The following is a 431-nucleotide window of genomic DNA, read 5'->3' on the forward strand; positions in this document are numbered from 1 at the left end:
CCCTAAAGCATATCAACGGCTTTTTCTATCGCAGCGATAAGCTTTTCAACATCATCCATGTTGTTGTAAATACCAAATGAAATTCGAACCGTTCCTTTCACATTAAGCGCATCCATCAATGGGTGAGCACAATGATGCCCTGCACGTACCGCGATCCCTTGCTGATCCAACAGTGTCGCTATATCTTGATGGTGAACGCCATCCATCACAAAAGTAATCACGCTTGCGTTGGGCTGATACCCCAAAACCTGTATATCATCCAGTTTACTGAGTGCACGGTAGGTCTCGTGCTGTAGCTGGTGGATATGATTTTCGACATCTTGCTGTGCAAAACCACTTAACCATTCTATTGCAGTACTTAATGCTATCGCTCCGGCCACATTTGGCGTACCCGCTTCAAACTTCCCAGGCAGCTGTGAAAAAGTAGTGCC

At 45.9% G+C, this 431-nt stretch carries 1 protein-coding gene; it reads right to left on the minus strand.

Translation table 11 applies throughout. The features are described 5' to 3' along the window. Positions 1-2: 2 nt before the first annotated feature. A partial coding sequence (locus tag AB4512_RS23500; RefSeq protein ID WP_372175932.1) for an aminotransferase class V-fold PLP-dependent enzyme occupies positions 3-431 on the minus strand: 429 nt, incomplete at its 5' end.

It is taken from the genome of Vibrio sp. 10N.222.52.B7 (genome assembly GCF_041474275.1).
Classification (GTDB): Bacteria; Pseudomonadota; Gammaproteobacteria; order Enterobacterales; family Vibrionaceae; genus Vibrio; species Vibrio crassostreae_C.